Origin of the sequence: Microbacterium maritypicum (genome assembly GCF_008868125.1) — a bacterium.
Taxonomy (GTDB): Bacteria; Actinomycetota; Actinomycetes; order Actinomycetales; family Microbacteriaceae; genus Microbacterium; species Microbacterium maritypicum.
Genome location: NZ_WAAQ01000001.1, coordinates 1673957 through 1695121, shown reverse-complemented (window position 1 = coordinate 1695121; position 21165 = coordinate 1673957). Strand labels below are relative to the sequence as shown.

The 21165-nt window shown below is 67.8% G+C and carries 20 protein-coding genes and 1 tRNA gene; 8 read left to right on the top strand and 13 right to left on the bottom strand.

What is annotated here, in order from left to right; all coding sequences use genetic code 11:
- Nucleotides 1–13: 13 nt before the first annotated feature.
- From F6W70_RS08190 to F6W70_RS08175, 4 genes are all read left to right on the top strand, one after another.
- The gene (locus F6W70_RS08190) at nucleotides 14–487 is read left to right on the top strand and encodes an NfeD family protein (protein WP_017830621.1); all 474 of its coding nucleotides are present in this window, start codon (nucleotides 14–16) and stop codon (nucleotides 485–487) included.
- A 9-nt stretch (nucleotides 488–496) separates the two neighbouring features.
- Nucleotides 497–1426 carry an SPFH domain-containing protein gene (locus F6W70_RS08185; RefSeq protein WP_055868247.1) on the top strand — a complete coding sequence of 310 codons (930 nt, stop codon included), beginning with the start codon at nucleotides 497–499 and terminating at the stop codon, nucleotides 1424–1426.
- The gene (locus F6W70_RS08180; protein WP_055868250.1) at nucleotides 1423–2199 is read left to right on the top strand and encodes a glycerophosphodiester phosphodiesterase family protein; all 777 of its coding nucleotides are present in this window, start codon (nucleotides 1423–1425) and stop codon (nucleotides 2197–2199) included. Before F6W70_RS08185 ends, F6W70_RS08180 begins: the two co-directional genes overlap by 4 nt.
- A 124-nt stretch (nucleotides 2200–2323) precedes the next feature.
- Nucleotides 2324–2707 (top strand): RNA polymerase-binding protein RbpA, encoded by a 384-nt coding sequence (locus F6W70_RS08175; protein WP_017830624.1) that lies wholly within the window; start codon nucleotides 2324–2326, stop codon nucleotides 2705–2707.
- On the opposite strand, the gene lnt is transcribed toward F6W70_RS08175, so the two are convergent.
- Genes lnt through F6W70_RS08130 form a run of 9 tightly spaced genes read right to left on the bottom strand, consistent with a single transcriptional unit; the run spans nucleotide 2704 to nucleotide 12366 of the window.
- Nucleotides 2704–4236, bottom strand: a complete 1533-nt coding sequence (lnt, locus tag F6W70_RS08170) for an apolipoprotein N-acyltransferase (RefSeq protein ID WP_151486355.1) — start codon at nucleotides 4234–4236, stop codon at nucleotides 2704–2706. The two genes, F6W70_RS08175 and lnt, sit on opposite strands and share 4 nt — an antisense overlap.
- 1 nt (nucleotide 4237) lies before the next feature.
- Nucleotides 4238–6712: a DEAD/DEAH box helicase gene (locus tag F6W70_RS08165; protein ID WP_151486354.1), complete on the bottom strand. Its 2475-nt coding sequence runs from the start codon at nucleotides 6710–6712 to the stop codon at nucleotides 4238–4240.
- Complete coding sequence (gene tatC, locus F6W70_RS08160) at nucleotides 6709–7467, bottom strand: twin-arginine translocase subunit TatC (RefSeq protein ID WP_151486670.1); 759 nt, start codon at nucleotides 7465–7467, stop codon at nucleotides 6709–6711. Before tatC ends, F6W70_RS08165 begins: the two co-directional genes overlap by 4 nt.
- Nucleotides 7468–7524: 57 nt before the next feature.
- On the bottom strand, nucleotides 7525–7761 hold the full coding sequence (gene tatA, locus F6W70_RS08155; protein ID WP_017830628.1) for a Sec-independent protein translocase subunit TatA: 237 nt from the start codon (nucleotides 7759–7761) through the stop codon (nucleotides 7525–7527).
- 44 nt (nucleotides 7762–7805) lie between these two features.
- Nucleotides 7806–8789 carry a helix-turn-helix transcriptional regulator gene (locus F6W70_RS08150; protein WP_055872538.1) on the bottom strand — a complete coding sequence of 328 codons (984 nt, stop codon included), beginning with the start codon at nucleotides 8787–8789 and terminating at the stop codon, nucleotides 7806–7808.
- Nucleotides 8786–9778: a helix-turn-helix transcriptional regulator gene (locus tag F6W70_RS08145; RefSeq protein WP_055872539.1), complete on the bottom strand. Its 993-nt coding sequence runs from the start codon at nucleotides 9776–9778 to the stop codon at nucleotides 8786–8788. The genes F6W70_RS08150 and F6W70_RS08145 overlap by 4 nt, the downstream gene beginning before the upstream one ends.
- Entirely contained in the window at nucleotides 9778–10689 is a 912-nt protein-coding gene (locus tag F6W70_RS08140; protein ID WP_017830631.1) for an FKBP-type peptidyl-prolyl cis-trans isomerase, read from the bottom strand. Before F6W70_RS08140 ends, F6W70_RS08145 begins: the two co-directional genes overlap by 1 nt.
- Before the next feature lie 10 nt (nucleotides 10690–10699).
- Entirely contained in the window at nucleotides 10700–11719 is a 1020-nt protein-coding gene (locus tag F6W70_RS08135) for a tRNA (adenine-N1)-methyltransferase (RefSeq protein WP_055872540.1), read from the bottom strand.
- Nucleotides 11716–12366, bottom strand: a complete 651-nt coding sequence (locus F6W70_RS08130; RefSeq protein ID WP_017830633.1) for an HAD family hydrolase — start codon at nucleotides 12364–12366, stop codon at nucleotides 11716–11718. The genes F6W70_RS08135 and F6W70_RS08130 overlap by 4 nt, the downstream gene beginning before the upstream one ends.
- Nucleotides 12367–12489: 123 nt before the next feature.
- Between F6W70_RS08130 and F6W70_RS08125 the strand changes: the two genes are divergently transcribed.
- Nucleotides 12490–13338 carry a PAC2 family protein gene (locus F6W70_RS08125; protein ID WP_151486353.1) on the top strand — a complete coding sequence of 283 codons (849 nt, stop codon included), beginning with the start codon at nucleotides 12490–12492 and terminating at the stop codon, nucleotides 13336–13338.
- Nucleotides 13339–13345: 7 nt separating this feature from the next.
- Here F6W70_RS08125 and F6W70_RS08120 read toward each other — a convergent pair whose 3' ends face one another.
- Nucleotides 13346–14170, bottom strand: a complete 825-nt coding sequence (locus F6W70_RS08120) for an undecaprenyl-diphosphate phosphatase (protein ID WP_055868284.1) — start codon at nucleotides 14168–14170, stop codon at nucleotides 13346–13348.
- Nucleotides 14171–14211: 41 nt separating this feature from the next.
- Complete coding sequence (locus tag F6W70_RS08115) at nucleotides 14212–15507, bottom strand: M20/M25/M40 family metallo-hydrolase (protein WP_151486352.1); 1296 nt, start codon at nucleotides 15505–15507, stop codon at nucleotides 14212–14214.
- Nucleotides 15508–15618: 111 nt separating this feature from the next.
- Here F6W70_RS08115 and F6W70_RS08110 point away from each other — a divergent pair.
- A tRNA-Leu gene (locus F6W70_RS08110) sits at nucleotides 15619–15701 on the top strand.
- A gap of 139 nt (nucleotides 15702–15840) precedes the next feature.
- Complete coding sequence (locus tag F6W70_RS08105) at nucleotides 15841–17181, top strand: DUF1254 domain-containing protein (RefSeq protein WP_151486351.1); 1341 nt, start codon at nucleotides 15841–15843, stop codon at nucleotides 17179–17181.
- 15 nt (nucleotides 17182–17196) lie between these two features.
- Here F6W70_RS08105 and F6W70_RS08100 read toward each other — a convergent pair whose 3' ends face one another.
- Both F6W70_RS08100 and F6W70_RS08095 read right to left on the bottom strand, forming a co-directional pair.
- Nucleotides 17197–18294, bottom strand: coding sequence for a VIT1/CCC1 transporter family protein (locus F6W70_RS08100; protein WP_127482379.1), 1098 nt, complete (start codon nucleotides 18292–18294; stop codon nucleotides 17197–17199).
- 151 nt (nucleotides 18295–18445) lie between these two features.
- Complete coding sequence (locus tag F6W70_RS08095) at nucleotides 18446–20188, bottom strand: DEAD/DEAH box helicase (protein WP_055869162.1); 1743 nt, start codon at nucleotides 20186–20188, stop codon at nucleotides 18446–18448.
- A gap of 147 nt (nucleotides 20189–20335) precedes the next feature.
- On the opposite strand from F6W70_RS08095, the gene F6W70_RS08090 reads away from it, so the two are divergent.
- On the top strand, nucleotides 20336–21163 hold the full coding sequence (locus tag F6W70_RS08090) for an SGNH/GDSL hydrolase family protein (RefSeq protein WP_055868293.1): 828 nt from the start codon (nucleotides 20336–20338) through the stop codon (nucleotides 21161–21163).
- Nucleotides 21164–21165 lie beyond the last annotated feature (2 nt).

Below are 21165 nucleotides of genomic sequence, written 5' to 3'. Positions count from 1 at the left end.
CAAAGGAGGCCGCATGGACAACTTCACGACATTCGTCACGTTCATCGACCAATGGGCTTGGATCGGCTGGCTGGTCCTGATCGCCGTCTTCCTCGTCATCGAGATGCTCTCGCTGGATTTCACCTTCCTCATGCTGAGCTTCGGCAGCGTCGTCGGTCTGGTCACCGACCTGATCGGCGTCCCGGTGTGGGTGCAGGTGATCATCGCCGCCGCCGCGGCCGCGCTGTTCATCCTCTTCCTGCGGCCGCCGCTGCTCAAGCGCCTGCGGCGCGGGGAGGATCCGACGAAGTCGAACGTCGACGCCCTCGTCGACCTCCGCGGCATCGCGCTGCACGAGATCACGCAGATCTCGGGTCAGGTCAAGCTCGCCAACGGCGACACCTGGACCGCACGCACCGCCACACCCGTGCCGATCCCCCAGGGCGCTCCGGTCGCCGTGAGTGCGATCAACGGCGCGACCGCCATCGTCCGTCCCGTCAACGACTAGGAGAACCCCGTGAACGACGCATCGTTCATCCCCACCGCGATCCTGTGGGTCCTCGTGATCGCGGTGATCATCTTCGTGGTGGTCACCGTCGCTCGCGCGATCCGCATCATCCCGCAGGCCACAGCGGGGGTCGTCGAACGCCTCGGGCGCTACCACAAGACCCTCACCCCCGGGCTCAACGTCCTCGTGCCCTTCATCGATCGCCTGCGCCCTCTGATCGACATGCGCGAGCAGGTCGTCTCGTTCCCGCCGCAGCCGGTGATCACCGAGGACAACCTCGTCGTGTCGATCGACACGGTCGTCTACTTCCAGGTCACCGATGCGCGCGCCGCGACCTACGAGATCGCGAACTACCTCGGCGCGGTCGAGCAGCTGACGACCACCACTCTGCGTAACGTCGTCGGTGGACTGAACCTCGAAGAGGCGCTCACCAGCCGCGACAACATCAACGGTCAGCTCCGTGTCGTCCTCGACGAGGCGACAGGCAAGTGGGGCATCCGCGTCGGTCGCGTCGAGCTCAAGGCGATCGACCCGCCCATCTCGATCCAGGACTCCATGGAGAAGCAGATGCGCGCCGAGCGTGACCGCCGCGCCGCGATCCTGACGGCAGAGGGAACGAAGCAGTCCGCGATCCTGGAAGCCGAAGGTGCTCGCCAGGCCGAGATCCTCCGCGCAGAGGGCGACAAGCAGGCCGCCGTGCTGCGTGCGCAGGGTGAGGCCGAGGCCATTCAGAACGTCTTCAGCGCGATCCATCAGGGCGAGCCGGACGACAAGCTCCTCGCCTACCAGTACCTCCAGATGCTGCCGAAGATCAGCGAGGGTCAGTCCAACAAGCTGTGGATCATCCCGAGCGAACTCACCGAGGCGCTCAAGGGCATCGGCAGTGCATTCACCCCGAAGCCGGGCCAGGGCCCGACGAACACGCTGCCGGGCGCGTGACACACCCGTACTTCTCGAAGACGCGGCATCCCCGAGTCCTCGCCCACCGCGGTCTGATCACCGCGGCAGGCGAGGACTCGGGCGTCTGGGAGAACTCCGCTGCGGCATTCGCCGCTGCGCATGCGGCAGGCATCGACTACATCGAGACCGACTGCCAGGTCACGGCTGATGGCGACGTCGTCCTGTTCCACGATGAGACACTGACCCGGCTGGTCGGCGACAGCCGCAGCGTGCGGGAGGTGCGCACTCGAGAGCTCCGGATGCTCTTCGCGGACCACGGCGGGCTCCTGACGGTGGCCGAGGCACTGGCTTCCTTCCCGGACGTCCGCTTCAACATCGATGTGAAGACCCCCGCAGCCGTCGATCCGCTCGGACCGATACTGGTCGAGCACACGCACCGGGTGCTCCTGACGAGCTTCTCCGACGCGACCCGTCGAGCCGCGCTTGCCTCGGTCTTGCGGTCCGGAGCAGCACTTCGCCCCGCCACATCCGGTGGGAGCGGAACGATCGCCGCGCTGAGGGCTCTGTCGGCGCTGCGCCTCTCCCCCGCTCGTGTGCTCCGGGAGGTCGACGCTCTGCAGATACCCGAGCGCTACGGTGCGCTGAAGGTCATGACGCCGGCCCTCGTCCGCGCTGCCAGACGACATGACGTCGAAGTCCACGTATGGACGGTGAACGAGCCCGAACACATGCAGCGCCTCATCGCTCTCGGCGCCCACGGAATCGTCTCCGATCGCGCGGACGTGGCACTCAAAGCGCTGATCCCCCGCTGACCTCCGACGCGCCCCATAACCTCCGGTGCTGGGATTAACCTGTGAGTTCCGCCGAGAAGGCGGCCGCGTGGATGAAGCGCACAGGCTGGAGCGCTATACCTGACAGCGACGAGAGGACCACACAATGGCAGATCGCAGCCTGCGCGGCATCCGACTCGGCGCCCAGAGCCTACAGAGCGAAGAGGGCGTCGTTTTCATGGAGCGCCGTGAGACCACCTACACCTGTGACACTTGCGGCCACGTCACGAACCTGATGTTCGCGGCGGACGCAGAACCGCCCCAGACCTGGGAGTGCCGCGCGTGCGGCGCCGAAGCCCGCCTGAACGTCGACGGCCAGGCCGTCACGCTCGAGGTCACCGACGAGAAGGCTGCCCGCACCCACTGGGACATGCTGCTGGAGCGTCGGAGCCGCGCGGAACTCGAGGAACTCCTCGAAGAGCGCCTCGCCTTCATCCGCGCCCGCCGCGGTGCCGGCGAAGACCCGACCCGCGAGAAGATCGGCGCTTAGCGCCTCCTGGCGCGCCACCACCCGACGAGGAGCGCGCCCAGACCGCCCCACAGCAGGATCACCTGCACCCAGGGGCCCAGCACCACACCAGCTGTGAGGCCGGATCGGAGCTCGACATCCTCGAGCATCGCTCCGGCCTCATCTGCGTCCAGGCTCGTGACGGTCGATCCGTCGGCGCGGATGATCTGGCTCGTGCCGACAGTCGAGACGTTCACCACGCTGCGGCCCGTCTCGATGGCCCGCATCCGGGCGAAGGCGAGCTGCTGGAGGTTCTCGTCCGTGCCGCGGAAGTCCGCGTTGTTCGTCTGGAACACCAGCACCTCGGCGCCGGAGTTCAGCCCCTGCCAGATCACGTCGTCGTAGATCACGTCGAAGCAGATGGCGAGGCCGACCGGGACACCGTCGACGGTGACCAGCGGGGCGTTCGACCCCGGGGTGTACTCCCTCTGGATGAGTCCGATGAGGTTGGGAGCGAGCGCGTTGAAGAAGGCGCGATCCGGCACATACTCGCCGAACGGGACCGGGTGGCGCTTGTCATGCAGCTGCGTCGCCGTGCCGTCGGGATTCCACAGCATCGATGTGTTGAAGTAACGGTCGTCCCGGCCGGTGGCCGCGTTCGCCAGCAGCGGGGCGTCGACACGGTTGGCGAGCAGAGTCATCCGCCGCGCAAGGGCGTCGATCTGGAACGGGTCGCCGTCCAACGACCCCTCCGGCCACACGAGGAGATCGACATCCTCGCCGTAGAGAGGCGCGGTCGCGTCGGTCTGCGCCTGGATCACCGAGAACGGCTCGCGGTCGTCGAAGTAGCCGGTCGGACCGTTTCCCTGTACCGCTGCGATCCGCAGGGAACCGCTGGAAGACGTGGGAAAGAGCGGGGTGAACAGGAGCACCACCACGAGGGCGGCGGGCGCGATCACGAGGAGTGGCCGTCGCCACGCCCTCATGCGCGCGACCTCGATGAGCATCGCCACGACGAAGACCATGAGGAAACTGAGTCCGCTGACGCCCACCCAGGAGGAGACCGGTGCCAGCGGGCTCTCGGCCTGGCTCATGCCGATGCGAGCCCAGGGGAAGCCTCCGTAGGGCCAGGAGCCGACGAAAAGCTCGCGGCCGACCCAGAGGGCGGCGACGACCGCGGGAAGCGCCAGGAGGCGGCCTGCGGTCCCGGGGAAGGCCTTCGGGAGCCACCGGTAGGCGAGGGCGATCGGGACGAGGGCGATTCCCGTCAGAATTCCCTCGAGGACACTGAGAGCGGCCCACGGGACCGGGCCCAGGTAGCGCGACGTCCAGGAGACGAGTAGTCCGAAGAACAGGATCCCGTAGACGACTCCGACCAGCAGCGCTCCCCCGAAACGGCGTCCGATCAGTGAGACGAGAACGAGAGCCGTCGCCGGGAAGGCGAGGATCCACACGGCGGCCTCTGGATAGGCCAGGTCCATCATCACCGCGGCGAGTCCGGCGGCGAGCACAGCGGCCCACAGAGGCAGGAGGGCGCGCTGGGGCGCTCGTTTCTCGGTCATCGCATCCATCTCACATCGAGGAGTAGGCGACGATGCCCCGGCGCACCCCGTCGAGCGCGGCCCGTGCGGTCCGCGCGATCGTGGCGTCCTCCGCCACGATCGAGAGCTGATCCAGCAGGTCGATCGTCTGCTTCGCCCAGCGCACGAAGTCACCGGCTGCCATGTCGGCGTCGATCAGCACCCGGTCGAGCATTCCGCCGCGCGCCCACGAGTGCATCGCCCCGGCGAGCCCGGCCGCCAACGGCTCGCTGCCGGGAAGGTGATGGTCCTGCTCCAGATCGTCGAGCTCGGCCCACAGCGTCGTCGTCTTCTCGTACGCCGCGCGGAACGCACCGCGTGGCAGACCCCGCTCCCCCGTATTCGCTTCGTCCCGGCGGGGCTCGTAAACGAGGCAGCACGCCATGGCGGCGAGAGAGGGCGCGTCGAGACCGGCCCAGAGGCCTTGGCGCAGGGACTCGGCGACCAGCAGATCGCGTTCACCGTAGATACGGCGCATGGTGCGTCCGGCCTCGGTCAGGGTGGTCTCCTCACCGTCATCCACGATGTAGTCGAGCGTCTCCAGCACCTCGATCACACGGTCGAAGACCCGCGCGACGGAACCGGTGCGCGTCTCGATCTGACGACGGATCCGGTCGTTCTGGCGCTTGAGCTTCCAGTAGCGCTCCGCCCACCGCGCGTGAGCTTCACGATCGGGACAGCGGTGGCAGGGATGGCGCTGCATCTGCGTGCGCAACGACTGCATACGCTTCATGCGCTTGTCGCGCGACGCGCGCGGCGCGTTCGAATCCTGTCGGTTCTTCTTCTCGAGGTCGCTCAGCTCGCGCCGGATGGCCGCGTACTCGGGGAAATCTCCGTGCTCGCACGCCATCGCGCTCTGGTAGCCGGCCAGAGACTCCTCGGCCTCGCGCACCTGGCGTGCCAGCCCGACGACGGCACGGTCCGCCTGGAACTGCGCGAACGACGATTCCAGGATCTGCCGGGCCCTGACCTTGCCGAACATGTCGATCAGGTTCACGGCCATGTTGTACGTGGGGCGGAAGCTCGAATTCAGCGGATACGTCCTGCGGGAAGCGAGCGCCGCGACCGCCTGCGGATCCATGCCCTCGGTCCACTGCACCACGGCGTGACCTTCGACGTCGATGCCTCGACGCCCGGCGCGCCCGGTGAGCTGTGTGTATTCCCCCGAGGTGATGGCGACACGGGCCTCGCCGTTGAACTTCTCCATCTTCTCGAGCACGACCGTACGCGCCGGCATGTTGATCCCGAGCGCGAGCGTCTCGGTGGCGAAGACGACCTTCACGAGCTTGCGCTGATAGAGCTCCTCGACGACTTCCTTGAACGCGGGCAGCAACCCCGCGTGGTGCGATGCGACGCCGCGCTCGAGGTTGTCGAGCCACTCCCAGTAGCCGAGCACGCCGAGGTCTTCCTCCTGGAGGGTGCGCGTGCGCTCCTCGACGATGGCGCGGATCTCGGAACGCTCCTCGTTCGAGGTGAGCCGGATCCCTGCCCGACGCACCTGCTGCACGGCGGCCTCGCACCCGACCCGACTGAAGATGAAGAAGATCGCCGGGAGCAGATTCGCCCGCTCCAGAAGTCGCACGACGTCGGGGCGATCCATCCGCTCGATCCGACGTGCGTTGGCGGCGCGTACCGGACGACGTCCCCCTCGCTGAGGCCGCTTCGCCTGACGACCGGCATGGCGGTCGCTGCGGTAGGACTGCGCCTGACGGTTGTTCTCGTATGTCGTGCCCGTAGAGGAGCGGATACGCATCAGCTCCTGGTTCACCTGCGCGGTGGCCGGGCCGGCACGATCGTCGAAGAGCGGCAGGAGGTCGTCGCGGACGAGCACGTGCTGCTCCAGCGGCACAGGCCGGATCTCGGAGACGATCACCTCGGTGTCGCCGCGCACGGTGTCCAGCCAATCACCGAACTCCTCGGCGTTGGACACGGTGGCGCTCAAGGAGACCAGGCGCACGCGCGCCGGCAGGTGGATGATGACCTCTTCCCACACCGCACCGCGGAAGCGGTCGGCGAGGTAGTGGACCTCGTCCATGATGACGTAGCGCAGGTCCCGCAGCGCCGAGGAGTCGGCGTAGATCATGTTGCGCAGGACTTCGGTGGTCATCACGACGATGCGGGCGTTGCCGTTGATGTTGGTGTCGCCGGTGAGCAGACCCACCTGATCGGCTCCGTAGACGTCGACCAGCTCTCTGAACTTCTGATTGGAGAGCGCCTTCATCGGCGTCGTGTAGAACGCCTTGTCGCTCGCGGTCTGCATCGCGAGGTGGATCGCGAACTCACCGACGATGGTCTTTCCCGCACCCGTGGGGGCTGCGACCAGTACGCTGCGTCCGCTCTCGAGCGCGTGGCACCCTGCGACCTGGAAGGGGTCGAGCTGGAACTTCTGCAACGCCGCGAACGCTGTGGACTGCGGGTGCTCCACTGCCTCCTGCGCGCGCGCGTACCTCTCCGAGGGTGAACTCATGCCGGATCCGGCAGAAGCCCTGATGCCTCGTCGCGCTTGCGTTTGCGTCGATCGAAGATCAGGGAGAGACCCGCGGCCGCGAAGAAGAGGACGATCAGGATACCCGCGAGCATGAGCATGCTGACGACGTCGGCGGCCGGCGTCGCGAGAGCGGCGAACACCGTTGCGATGATGATGGCGACCCGCCATCCCTTGAGGATCGCTCGACCCGACATGACGCCGGCGAGGTTGAGAGCGACCAGGAACACCGGCAGCACGAACGAGATGCCGATCACGATCATCAGCTTGAAGATGAAGTCGTAGTACTCCTGGGCGGAGTAGAGGTTCGTCGCTCCGGCCGGGGTGAAGCTCCACATGAGCTCGATGATGTGGGGCATGATCATCACCCCGAGGTAGCAGCCGGCGAAGAACAGCGGAACGGCAGCCACGACGAAACCGATCGTGTACCTGACCTCTTTGCGCGTGAGGCCGGGCATGATGAACGCCCAGATCTGCCACAGCCAGACCGGAGCCGACAGGAAGATACCGATCGAGAACGCGATGCGCATGCGCATGTCGAACGCCGAGGTGATGGTTCCGAAGTTGAGCGCGCTGAAGTCGTCTCCGCGCTTCTCGGCGATGATGCGCACCGGTTCGGTGATGAAGTTGATGATCGGGTCAGCCACGAGAAAGGCGATGACCATTCCGACCACGAGAGCGAGCGCAGCGAACATGAGGCGCTTGCGCAGTTCGACGAGATGCGCGCCGAGCGACATCCGTCGATCCCGATCCGCCTTCGGCATCACGGTCGGTTCGATGGCTGCCACGGCCGGTCAGGCGCGGGGCGGAGTCTCAGGGTCGATGCCCGAGTCCTTCACCGTGGTCGGGTCGACGGCTGCGGACTCGGTGCGAGCGGCGTCATCGTCCTTCATCGCCTTCATCTCGCCCTTGAACACGCGGGCGGACTGACCCATGCTCTTGGCGAGGGCCGGCAGCTTCGCCGCACCGAAAAGAAGGAGGATCACTGCCAGCACGATAAGCAGGTGCCAGCCTTGCATTCCAGCGAACATGTCAGGTTTCCCGTCGTCGGTGAGCGTTCGATCCAGTCTACAGATCAAACCTTTGCTTCGGGTTGGCGATAGAGGGCGAGTCCTGCGGCTGCCCACTCCCTGGTCGCCGCGCGGGCGACACCCGGTTCCAGGACCTCCATGGCTCCCCCGAAGCGCGCCGCGAGCCGCTTGATGCCGCGCGGGTCGGCGAGATGCAGCCGAGTGGTCACTGCGCCGTCGACCGCCTCAGTCGCCCCGGTGGGCACGAATCCGCTGAGCAGGGGTGCGAGACGCTCGGCGACGCGCACCGTCACCTCGCGCTCCTCGTCGAGTCCGGCGAACGCCTCCGGAACCTGATCTCCGCTGTGGGTGATCGGGATCTCTGTCAGCGTCGGTGCGCTCACCCGGTCGAGGTGGAAGGTGCGCATCGCCTGCCGGAGGTGGCACCACCCCTGCAGATACCACTGTCCGTTCGTGATCAGGATCTGCATCGGATCGACGGTGCGCGTCGTCGGCGCGGCATCGGGAGCCTGATACGTGAAGGCGATCGCGACACCTTCGTGCAGGCCTCGAGCCACCGCTTCACGAACCTCGTCGACGGCGCTGGGCGCGACGACCACGTCGGCGGGCGCGTCGGCAGCGCCACGGGACAGCTTCGAGATCAGCCCGGCCACCAGGCCCGAGTCCGAGACGGCGGGAACCGCGGCCACCATCTGCAGACCTGCGAGCAGGGCGGCCGCCTCCCGCGCGGTGAAGCGCGGCACACGACGGAGCGCGACATCGTTGGTGATCTCGATGACGTCTTCGAGGTCCAGGAGGTCCCAGTTGATGTCGAACATCTCCTGCGGCTGCTGCCAATAGCCGTCTTCACCGGGAAGCCCGATGACGGTGAGCTTCTCGACCATGCCGCGCATCTCCTGCGACGTGACGCCGAACTCCGCCGCGGCCTCTTCGAGGGACACCTGTCCGTGCTCGAGCACATAAGGAACAAGGGTCAGGTACAACCGCACCCGGTCGGCGGCGAGCAACGGCTTCGATTTGGCGGTCATCTCGCCTCCTCCTCGTCGGTGTGCAGCTCGGCGACGGCGCGAAGACGCGCGATCACGGCGTCGCGCAACGGTGCGGGCTCGACCACGCGAACCTCCGGACCGTACGAGGCGAGTTCGTCCGCGAGGATGTGCAGGTCCACGAAGGGCACGTTGATGCCCTGAGGAGCTGATGTGGCCCTTCGGCCCAGGCGCAGTGCGGCCTCCGTACCCGGGGTGATCTCCAGGAGAGCCGAGTTCTCGGACGCGACCCGTTCCAACCCTGCGAGTGCGCGATCCCCCGCACCGTCGCGCAGGGCGGGGTCGAAGCTCTGGGAGCTCACCCGCACATCCCCGACGATCCGACTGAGCAGGAAGGTGCGGTCCTCCTCTGCATCGACGTCGACGCCGAAGACATGCCACCGTGCCTCGTAGTCGACCAGCGCCAGCGGGCGGACGCGGCGCCGGCGAGGGGCGTCCTCGCCGGGCTTCAGGTAGTCGAAGGCGACCACTCGGGATCGTTCGATCGCATCCTGCAACGGAGAGAACGCGGCATCCCTGGCCGTGATGCGAGGGGCGAAACCGATGATCGGCTCGTCGCCGTCGATCCCGAGGGCGCGGATCTTGCGGACACCTGACTGAGCGTCCCCGGAGACGGATTCGGCGCTCCAGACGCTTCCGGCCAGCTGGAGCACTGCCAGCTCGGCCGGCGAGAACTCGATGTCGCTGGGGAGATCGTATTCCGCCTGGGGAATGCGGTAGCGCGCTTCGCGGAGGTCGTTGGGATCCGCAGCGTCCCCGATGGTCTCGATGGGCACGCCGAGCGAGCGCAGCTCGTCCTTGTCCCGCTCGAACATCTTCTCCAGGGCGTCCGATCGGGTGCCCGCCTCTGCGCGCTGCCGATACCCGGAGACGTTGTCGAGGATCTGCTGCTTGGTCAACCCGATCTCCGTGGCCATCAGCGCCACGACGAGATTCGTCAGGCGCTCCTCCGCGGGGATACGGGCGGCCATCACTGCGTGGGCGCCGTCACTGCGCCCAGGATGTCGACGACGATCGCCGTGGCCGGAGCGCTCTCGGCAGCAGGGAAGACGACGAGCAGTTGCGACCCGACGGTGGCGCCCACGAGCTGCTCGGCGGCCACACTCACGCTCGCATCCTTGCCCCACGAGCTCGTGGTGACCGTCTTGTCGTCCCAGCCGACACCCATGATGTTGGAGACGACGATGTCGCCCTCCTTCACCTTCGGGCCATCGCCCTTGATGAGCGTCTGCGTCACGATCTCGGTCGGCGCGGGAACATCGGGGATGATGATGCCGGGAGTGCCGTCGGGGGCGCGGACGACGCTGGGTAGGCCGCGTGCGTCGTTGAACTGCAGTGCACCGGATGCCTTCGCCGGCATGACATCGAGCACATCGATGACCGCGACGATGTTCTCGCCCTTGTCGAGACCGAACGCCTGGACGTTCTGGGCCCCGAAGTCCTCCGGAGTCAGGACGGCGAGGACACGGCTGCCACCGGTGGCGCACTCGAGAACGTCCGCGAGACCCGCGGAACGCTGAGCCCAGTAGTCGATGCTGTGCACGCGGCTCTGGTCGCCGTTGAACTCGGACTGGTAGAGCGCCTTGCCGCTGTCTCCGCCGTAGAAGGCGATGTCCAGCACCACGGGCTGGAAGTCCGATCCCAGTGCCAGACCGTCTCCGACGGTGACGTCGGCGAACGAGGTCTTGTCGGTCTTGACCGGTCCGAAGACGTCGACATCGGGGACGGAGCCGAGGTCACCGCTCACGTCGGCGACGTTCAGGATCTTGTCGTTGCCGCCGCGGTCGCACGCGGCGACACCGTCGGATGCTGTCGCGGTGCAGCCCGTCAGGGCGAGGACGGCGAGGCTGAGGGATGCCAGAACGGCGGACGTTTTACGCACGCCCTCCAGTCTATTCCGTCGCGTGCCCGGAATCGCGCGATGCGGCGGCAAGGCGCGCCCCTTCGGCCGCCTTCTCCGCTTCTCGTGCGCGTTTGCGGAGGTTCTTGTCGCTGATCTCACGGTCACCGACGGCGCCGGGCGTCCACGCCTCCACGTCCTCATCGCCGTAGCTGCTCTTGGACGCACGCCGCTTCACCGACGGCGCGATGGCACCGGGAGCGAGTCGGCGGGCCGTGAGGAGGAACCCGGTGTGCGCGACCATCCGGTGATCAGGGCGCACGGCGAGCCCCTCGACGTGCCAGCCGCGGACCATCGTCTCGGAGGCGTCGGGGTCGGTGAAGAGTCCCGTGCCGCGGATGTACTCCGCCACACGGGAGAGCTGGGTCGCGGTCGCCACGTAGCAGAGCACGACGCCGCCGGGGGTGAGGGCGTCGGCCACGACATCCATGCATTCCCACGGCGCGAGCATGTCGAGCACCACGCGGTCGACGGAGGCCGGGGCCACCTCGTTCGGCAGGGCCTCGACGAGATCGCCCACGACGACGCGCCAGGTGTCCGGGTGCTCACCGAAGAAGGTCTCCACGTTTCCGCGGGCGACATCGGCGAAGTCCTCGCGACGCTCGAAGGAGATCAGCTTCCCGGCCGGGCCCACGGCGCGCAGGAGCGAGAGGGAGAGCGCGCCGGAGCCGACGCCGGCCTCGACCACCACCGACCCGGGGAAGATGTCGGCCTGCATCACGATCTGGGCCGCGTCCTTGGGGTACACGATCGCCGCGCCGCGGGGCATCGACATCGCGAAGTCCCGCAGCAGAGGCCGCAGCGCCAGGTAGTCGTGCCCGGAGCTGTTGGCCACGACGGAGCCGTCGGGAAGCCCGATGAGGTCGCGATGACGAAGCACGCCCTGGTGCGTGTGGAGCTCACCGTCCTCGCGGAGCGTCACGGTGTGCAGTCGGCCTTTCGGCCCGGTCAGCTGTACGCGATCGCCCGCACGGAACGGACCGCTCGGCCGCTGTACGCGTGAATCGGTCATCGGGTGGCTCCTGTCACGGCGGTGTTGCTGTCGAAGAGATCGGTGAGATCGTCGGCGCCCCTGCCGGCGAGGGTGGACCACAGCTCGTGAGCGCCGAGGTGGTCGAGGGGCACGATGTGGGGAACCGCGAGGGTCAGCGCCCCGGAGGCGAGGCCGGCGCGCACGCCCGTCGGCGAATCCTCGATGACGATCACCTCGGCGATGTCGACGTCCAGAAGCGCGGCCGCCTGCAGGTAGGGCTCGGGGTGGGGCTTGGGGTTGTCGACGTCATCGCCGGCGACGACGATGTCGAAGGCCTCGAACTCGATGAGCTCGACGACGTTGAGCGCCATGCGACGCAGCGACATGGTCACCAGGCCTGTGGGGATCCCCGCCTCGCGGAGGTCACGGAGGAGCTCGCGGGCGCCGGGGCGGAACGGGACGCCCTGCGTGCGCAGCGATTCCTGCACGACGTCGGTCAGGTGGGACACGATCGCCTCGGGCTCCATAGCGACACCGGCGTTCTGCAGGATCACCGCGCTGTCGAGCAATCCGCTTCCGACCAGCTGCAGCGCATCCTCGTGGGTCCAGGAACCTCCGAACGATTCGACCAGCGCCGTCTCGGCGGCCATCCAATACGGTTCGGTGTCGACGAGTGTTCCGTCCATGTCCCAAAGGACCGCGCTGGGCTTTCTGCTCACTGAACCCATGGTAGCCGTGGTGCCGCCCGCATCCCGCCTTCGCGGACTAGCCTGGAAGGATCACGACCGCGATCTCGAAGGGAGCCCTCGATGGATGTTCTCGGTCCGCGCATCGTCATCGCCGCCTTCGACGGCTGGAACGATGCGGGTGAAGCGGCCAGCAGCGCCATCGAGGCGCTGCGCTCATCGTCGGAGTACGACCTCGTGCACTCCGTCGACCCCGAACTGTACTTCGACTATCAGTACACGCGTCCCTCGACGCGGATGGATGCCGAGGGCCGCCGCCAGCTGACGTGGCCGGAGGCCGGACTGTGGCGTCCGCGCGATCCTGCGCCCGGGCCCGAGTTCTGGTTGCTCACGGGCGCCGAACCTGCGCGCACCTGGCAGGCCTTCGCCTCCGAGTTCATCGACATCGCTCTCCGCGACGACATCACCGGTCTCGTGACTCTCGGGGCGATGCTGGCCGATGTCCCGCACACCCGACCGATATCGATCTTCGCCTCGAGCCAGAACGAGCAGGTGCGCGAGGCGCACGGCCTCGAGCGCTCGCTGTACGAGGGTCCGGTCGGCATCCTCACCGTCTTCGAGCACTTCGCCGAGAACGCGGGCATCCCCACAGCGAGTCTGTGGGCGAGCGTGCCCCACTACGTCGCCTCGGCGACCCCTTCGCCGAAGGTGACGCTGGCGCTGCTGGACCGCCTCGAGGAGCTCACCGGTGTGGACGTCGATCGCCAGACGCTGCGCACCGAGGCCGCGACCTGGGAAGCCTCGATCGACGCCGCAGCGTCCGAGGACGAGGACATGACGGAGTACATCCGTCAGCTCGAGCGCACCCGCGACACGTGGGACTCCCCCGAGGCATCAGGCGACGCGATCGCCCAGGCGTTCGAGCGCTACCTGCGCCGCCGCGACGACGGCCCTGGCGACCGCAAACGCTGAGCCCGGCTCAGGCCGCGATCACACCGGTGCCGAGCAGGACCAGCAGGACGGTGCCGAGCAGGATGCGGTAGATCACGAAGGGCAGGAAGCTGCGCTTCGAGATCCAGTTCATGAAGAACGCGATCACCCCGAGCGCCACGACGAATGCGATTCCGGTCGCGGCGAGCGTGTCGCCGAAGGAGAAGAACGACGGCTCGCCCCAGCTCTTGAAGACCTGGTAGAAGCCGCTGCCGAACACCGCGGGGATCGCGAGCAGGAACGCATAGCGCGCCGCAGCGGCACGCTCGTAGCCGAGGAAGAGCCCCATCGTGATGGTGCCGCCCGAGCGGGAGACACCCGGGATCAGCGCCAGCGCCTGCGCGAAACCGAAAGCGATGCCGTGCGGGTAGGTGAGGTCGTCGAGCTTGCGGCGCTTCGCCCCCACGTAATCGGCGACGCCGAGCAGGATTCCGAAGACGATCAGCATCACCGCGACGATCCACATCGACCGCAGCACGGTCTCGATCTGGTCTTGGAACAGCAGCCCCAGGACCACGATCGGGATGCTGCCGATGATGATGAGCCAGCCCATCCTGGCATCCGGATCGTTGCGCGGAGCCTTGCCGACCAGCGACCGGAACCACTGCGTCACGATGCGCACGATGTCGCGCCAGAAGAACACGACCACCGCGGCCTCGGTGCCGATCTGGGTGATCGCGGTGAACGCCGCACCCGGGTCTTCACCCGACGGCAGGAACGTGCCGAGGATGCGCAGGTGAGCGCTGGAGGAGATCGGAAGGAACTCGGTGAGTCCCTGGACCACACCGAGGATCAGTGCTTCGAGCAGGTGCATGGAGAGCTTTCAGTTCGGAGGAGGCACGGAGCGCGCGACGCTCAGTACGTGCGCAGCAGATCGGTCAGCACCCGCTGGCCGAAGACAAGCGAGTCTACGGGTACTCGCTCATCGACTCCGTGGAACATGCCTGTGAAGTCGAGGTCGGCGGGGAGCTTCAACGGGGCGAAGCCGTAGCCGGTGATGCCCAGGTATGCCAGCGCCTTGTTGTCGGTGCCGGCCCCGAGAAGATACGGGATGACCGGCACGCCGGGATCGTGTCGACCGATGCTGGCGACCATCGCTTCGACGAGCTCGCCTTCGAACGGCGTCTCCATGCCGATGTCCCGGACGACCGTCTCGATGATGATCTCGTCGCCGACGATCTGCCGGAGCTCAGCCAGGACGTCGTCCTCGGTCCCGGGGATCACCCGCACGTCGATGAGCGCTTCTGCGCGCTCGGGGATCACGTTGTGCTTGTAGCCGGCGGTCAGCGCGGTCGGGTTCGTCGTCGTGCGGAACGAGGACCGCAGGAAGGCCTCGGCGGGGCCAGCGGCGGAGGCGAGGGCATCGGGATCATCGACGCTGCGTCCGCTCAGGGCGCTCAGTCCTTCGAGCAGGGCTCTCGTGGTCGACGTCAGCCGGATCGGCCAGCGCGTGCGGCCGATCGCCGCGACGGCCTCTGCGAGCTTCGTGACCGCGTTGTCGTCGTGCAGACGGCTGCCGTGACCCGCGCGCCCCTTCGCCACCAGCCGGATCCAGATCAGTGCCTTCTCCCCCACCTGCAGCAGGTAGGCGCGTCGGTCGTCGACCGTGATCGAGTAGCCGCCGACCTCGCTGATCGCCGCCGTCGCCCCCTCGAACCACTCCGGGCGATTCTGCACGACCAGTGCCGAGCCTTCGACGCCGCCGTTCTCCTCGTCGGCGAAGAAGGCCAGCACCAGATCCCGCTCCGGTCGTTCGCCCGCGCGAAGGATCTCCGCCACCGACGTCAGGATCATGGCATTCATGTTCTTCATGTCCACGGCGCCGCGTCCCCACAGCATCCCGTCTTGCACGAGGCCGGCGAAGGGGTCGACGCTCCAGTCTTCGGCCATGGCCGGCACGACGTCGAGGTGGCCGTGCACGACGAGCGCGGGCTTGTCCCTGTCGCGTCCTGGCACGCGTGCCATCACGTTCGTGCGCCGCGGGATCGGCTCGTAGTACTCGACTTCGAGCCCCAGCTCCTCCAGGTACGCCCCGACGTACTGCGCGGCCTCGCGCTCGCCCTTCGCGTTTCCTCCGCCGAAGTTGGACGTGTCGAATCGGATCAGGTCGCTCGCGATGCGGACGACCTCCGGAAGGGACGGATCAGTCATGGCTCCAGGCTATCGAAACCGTGCGCCACGCCCGGGCGTGCGCCTCGGTTCGAGAGGCCGCGGAGGACGTGGTAATGTCATTCTTCGGTCGGCAACGATCATCCAACACCTGCGCGGGTGGCGGAATGGTAGACGCGCTACGTTGAGGTCGTAGTGCCCGTAAGGGCGTGGGGGTTCAAGTCCCCCTCCGCGCACACGAAGACGAAGGCCCCGGATCCACGGATCCGGGGCCTTCGTCGTCTCCCGTCGATGGCGCGACGCACCCGCGGGGGCTCATCCGGGAGGGATGATCTCCTCCCCTGCGTGCGGGCGGCTCTGGATAGCCTGATCGCCATGACCGCCCTCGAAGCCGATCGTCAGACGATCATTCAGGCCTACCTCTACGGGTTCCCCCTCGTGTTCAACCTCGATCAGGTGACGCGTTACACGACGACGGGAGTCGGCTCCAACCCTGCCGCCCCGTTCAATGCCTTCAGTCACGCCCGAACGCTCGCCGGCCCCGCGGACACATTCGTGACGATCAACAACGACACGCTCTACTCGATGGCCCAGGTGGACCTCAGCGTCGGCCCGGTCGAGCTGCGAGTCCCGGACACCGCGGGCCGCTACTACGTCCTCCAGTTCGTCGACGCGTGGACGAACAACTTCGCGTACGTCGGACACCGCGCCACGGGGACACGCGCGGGGACGTTCCTGCTGGTCCCGCCCTCGTGGGACGGCGACACAGGCGACGCGGTCGTCATCCGGTTCCCGACGACTGTCGCCTCGATCGTGGGCCGGTGGGCTGTGAGCGGCGACGACGAACTCCCCGCCGTGCATGCGCTCCAGGACGCGACGACCCTCACGCCGCGAAACCCGGACGCCGTGCCCGCGGGGCTCGCCCTCCCGGGTCCCGGCGTCCCGGAGAGCGCGCTCTTCCTCGAGAAGCTCCGCGTCTGGTCGCAGCAGTTCCCGCCCGCACCCCGGGATCGCCCCTTGCAGGCCTCGCTGGCCTCGACAGGGATCGCCGTCGTAGGCGCTTCCCCGTACGCATCGATCGCGCTCTCGGACGCCGCGCGTCTGGTCGGCGATCTGGAAGCTGCTCAGCAGTCGCTCCACTCGTTCCTGACGCACGGCTCCAGCCCGGAGGTGAACGGGTGGAAGCTCACCTTCCACGCCTTCGACTACAACCTCGACTACTTCGAGATCGGAGCCCTCGACGACGACCGTTTCAAGATCATCGACCCCGAAGTGCGCATTCCCGAACGCGCCGCCGCCGCGCTCGGTGGCCTCTGGGGGAACCACCCCTATGAGGCGGCGTACATCGTGAGCTATGTCGATGATCATGGGGATCAGCTGACCGGCGAGCGGACGTACACGCTGCGTCTGGATCCCGAGCCGCCCGTATCCGCCTTCTGGTCGTTGACGATGTACTCGGTTCCCGACTTCTACCTCGTCGAGAACCCGATCGAGCGGTATTCGATCGGTGACCGGACTCCTGGTCTCGTGCGCGACGAGGACGGCGCCCTCACGATCACCATCAGCCATGAGCGCCCCGCCGACGAGAGGGCGGCGGCGAACTGGCTTCCCTCACCGGCCGGAGACTTCCGACCGGTGATGCGGATGTACGAGCCCGCCCCCGCCGTGCTCGAGTGGCACTACACGGTGCCGGCGATCACACGATCGGCTGGGTGAGTGCGCGCACTCCGATCACGCCGCACTGACGCCGAACACGAGGCCGAGAACGTAGGTGATGGCAGCCGCGCCGAAACCGATGGCGAGCTGACGGAGGGCGCGTCGGAGGGGCGGGCCGCCCGAGAGGACACCGACCATGGCGCCGGTGCTCAGCAGGGCGATGCCGACGAGCACGAGGGCGACGATCACGGCCGTGGTGCCCTGGAGCCCGAAGATCCACGGCAGGACCGGGATGATCGCCCCGGAGGCGAACAGGAGGAAGCTGGAGATCGCTGCGGTCCAGTCGCTGCCGACGATCTCGTGGTCGTTGCCGCCCTGGGTGTTGACCGGTCCGGTGGCGGCCCGGCGCACTCCGGCCTGCGCAGCGGTCACGATGCGTCGGGCACGGGAGAGGGACTCCTCCGGCTCCATGCCGCGTGCCCGGTAGACGAGCGCGAGCTCGTTCTCGTCGATGTCGAGATCCCCGGCGGCCGCGTGGGCGTCCTCGTTCGCCTCGGTCGCCGCGAGCAGTTCGCGCTGGGAGCGCACCGAGACGAACTCTCCCGCCCCCATCGACAGAGCCCCGGCCAAGAGTCCCGCGATCCCGCTGAAGAGCACGAACCCGGAACTCACCCCCGTCGCACCGATGCCCAGAACGAGCGCGAGGTTGCTCACGAGACCGTCGTTCGCTCCGAAGACCGCCGCGCGGAAGGAACCGGAGAGACGCCTGCGGCCTCGCGCTGCGAGTCCACGGACCACCTCGTAATGGACCTTCTCGTCGGCGCGCATCGCGGGCGTGGCGTACTGCTCCGAGTCGTAGGGCGATCGGGCTTCGGCGCTCTGCGCCAGCGCGAGCACGAAGATCGACCCGAAGCGGCCGGCCATCCAGCCGAGCAGACGCGAGCGGACACCGGCACGAGGGAGTCGTTTCGGCTCCGCACCGAGGAGATCGAGCCAGTGCTGCTCATGGCGGCGTTCCGCGTCGGCGAGACGGAGCAGGATGTCACGCTCCTCGCCCTCTCTGCGCGCGGCGAGCTTCTGATACACGGCGCCTTCCGCGCGCTCCTCGACCAGGTATCGCGCCCAGCGCCGGCGATCGGCGGGGGTCGGGTCGACTGCAGCAGGGGCTGTCATGAGTCCTCCAGGTGTAACGGTGCCCGGTGCGCGGGCAACCGTTCAACGCTAGCCGCGGACCCCCGCGCACACCTCGCTCAGACGCGGATTGACAGCATTTCGGGGATCCGAAGCAGCGCTCGCATCGCGCGGGTTGGGGCCCGTGCGGACGTCAGGAACGCACGCGCTTGCGGAGAACTTCGATGCGCGACTGCAACTGGGTCACCGTCGCCTGCGCAACCGCCGGTCCTCCGCAGATGCGCCGCAGCTCGGCGTGCACCGCGCCGTGGGGCTCGCCCTTCTGCCGCGCGTAGAGACCCACCAGGCTGTTCAGAAGTTGCCGCTGCTCCTTGAGCGTGCGGTGCAGCGGCGCGGGCAACGTCGTCGTCTCCGCCGGGTCTGCAGAGGCCTCGCGCGCCTCGCGCAGTCGGGATTGACGGGACTGGCGCTGCATGAGGAGCTCATGCACGTGTTCCGGTTCGAGAAGGCCGGGGAACCCGATGAACTCCTCTTCTTCCGGGGTGCCTGGTTCTGCCAGCTGCCCGAACTCCTGCCCCTCGAACACGATCCGATCGAAGTGGGCGACCGATGACAGCGCCTGATAGCTGAACTCCTGCGTCAGCGCATCGGAGGTCTCCTCCTCGCGGTTCGCGCTCTCGAGCAGCGAGTCCTCGAGGCCGTCGTCTTCCTTCGACTGCCGGTCGAGGGCGTGGTCGCGCTGCTTGTCCATCTCGTTCGCGAGCCCCATCAGGACGGGGACCTGCGGAAGGAAGACGCTGGCGGCCTCGCCGCGACGGCGGGCGCGCACGAAGCGGCCGATGGCCTGCGCGAAGAACAGCGGAGTCGACGACGACGTCGCGTACACGCCCACGGCGAGGCGCGGGACGTCGACGCCTTCGGACACCATGCGCACGGCCACCATCCACCGGGCGTCGTTGGCACTGAACTTCTCGATCCGCTCCGAAGCGGTCGCGTCGTCGGAGAGCACGATCGTCGGCTGCTGACCCGTGATGCTGTGCAGGATCTTCGCGTAGGCGCGCGCCACGGTCTGATCGGTCGCCAGCACGAGTCCGCCGGCATCGGGAACGTGATGGCGGATCTCGGTGAGGCGGCGATCGGCAGCCGAGAGCACGGCGGGCATCCAGTCGCCCTCGGGGTCGAGCGCCGTTCGCCAGGCCTGCGACGTCACGTCCTTCGTGTTGTCCTGGCCGAGGTGCGTCTCGAGCTCGTCACCTGTGGTGGTGCGCCAGCGCATCTTGCCGGCGTACATGTGGAACAGCACGGGGCGCACGACACCGTCGGCCAGCGCCCGGCCGTAGCCGTAGTTGTAGTCGGTGCGCGAGATGCGGGCGCCGGACTCGTCGGGGTGGTACTCGACGAACGGGATCGGTGCGGTGTCGCTCCGGAACGGCGTTCCGGAGAGGAGGAGGCGCCTCTTGGCGGGCCCGTAGGCGTCGCGGATCGCGTCGCCCCAGCTGAGCGCGTCGCCGCCGTGGTGCACCTCGTCGAGGATCACCAGCGTCTGGGCGTCTTCGGTGAGATGGCGGTGCACCGAGGACTTCGCCGCGACCTGCGCATAGGTCACGACCGCGCCGTGATAGTGCCGTGCCGGTGCCCAGTCGCTGTTGCGGAAGCGGGGGTCGAGGCGGATGTGCACGCGCGCGGCGGCATCGGCCCACTGCGTCTTGAGATGCTCGGTCGGCGCCACGACGATGATGCGGTTGACCTCGCCCATGCGCATGAGCTCGACCGCGAGGGTGAGCGCGAAGGTGGTCTTCCCAGCGCCGGGCGTGGCCGCCACGAGGAAGTCGCGCTGATCCGCGGCGAAGTACTGTTCGAGGGCCTCCTGCTGCCAGGCGCGCAGCTTGTTCGCGGTTCCCCATGGGGCACGCTGAGGAAAGGACGGAGAGAGCATCGAGTCCACGATAATCGCTGCCGCGGACACTGGATCACTCGCGGCAGTTCCCGCGCGTGCCCTCCCCGGGATGGGCACGTGCGGGTAGGCTCTGTCACTGCGTCGCGGTCACCGCCGCTTCGCACGACGTTCGTGAAGGAGCGCTGGATGACCGACCAGGATTCGACTCGGACCCCCTATGTCCCCAATGAGACCGCGCACCCGTGGCGCCGTTTCGTCGCGATCGGCGATTCGTTCACCGAGGGCATCGGCGACCCCGACCCCGCACATCCGGGCAGCCACCGCGGGTGGGCCGACCGCGTCGCCGAAGTGCTCGCGGCGCAGGTGGACGACTTCGCCTACGCGAACCTCGCGGTCCGCGGCAAGCTGATCGCCCAGATCGTCGCCGACCAGATCGAGCCGGCGATCGCACTGCACCCCGACCTGGTGTCGATCTGTGCGGGTGGCAACGACGTGATCCGCCCCGGCACCGACCCCGATGCCATTGCGAGTCAGCTCGAAGACGCCGTCGTGCGCCTGTCGTCCACGGGCGCGGCCATCCTGCTCTTCACGGGCATCGACACCGGGTTCACTCCCGTCTTCCGAGCCTTCCGCGGCAAGGTCGCCATCTACAACGAGAACGTCCGTGCGATCGCCGAGCGCCACGACTGCATCGTCGCCGACCAATGGGCGCTCAAGGTCGTGCAGGACATGCGGTTCTTCGACGACGACCGCCTGCACTACAACGCCCTCGGCCACCACGAGGTGGCCCGTATGGCGCTGCGCGCGCTGAACGTGCCGAACGACCTCGAGGCCATGCAGCCCGAGCCGTTCCCGTTGCGCACGTGGCGCGAGGCCCGGTCGGAAGACCTCGGCTGGGCGCGCGAGCACCTCGTGCCATGGGTGCTTCGGCGGCTGCGGCACCAGTCGTCGGGCGACAACCTCGCGGCGAAGCGCCCCGACCCCTCGCCGGTGTTCCTTCCCGAGCGGGACTGAGC